Consider the following 287-nt stretch of genomic DNA (forward strand, 5'->3'; position numbering starts at 1 on the left):
TTCACACAATGGTCTGGGGTTAAACTGACTGATTTTTGTTTAAAAATCAGTCAGTCTGAAATAGGCAGGCAGTTAAAAACAATATATTGAGAATGTTTTTGCTGCCTGATGTTCTTTAAAAAACAGTTTTTGCAGGTTTTAGGCAATAGAACCCGGCGTTTTGTCCCGTTCCAACCGTTCACACAATGGTCTGGGGTTAAACTGACTGATTTTTGTTTAAAAATCAGCCAGTTTGAAATAAACAGGCAGTTAAAAACAATACATTGAGAATGTTTTTGCTGCCTGAT

General features: G+C 36.2%; 1 protein-coding gene. It reads right to left on the minus strand.

Annotation, left to right across the window (positions count from 1 at the left end; translation table 11 throughout):
- Positions 1-50: 50 nt before the first annotated feature.
- Positions 51-287: hypothetical protein (locus tag EOE67_RS20735; protein WP_206099688.1), on the minus strand; the 237-nt coding region annotated here is incomplete at its 5' end.

Source organism: Rheinheimera riviphila, assembly GCF_004005945.1.
In the GTDB taxonomy this organism is placed as follows: domain Bacteria; phylum Pseudomonadota; class Gammaproteobacteria; order Enterobacterales; family Alteromonadaceae; genus Pararheinheimera; species Pararheinheimera riviphila.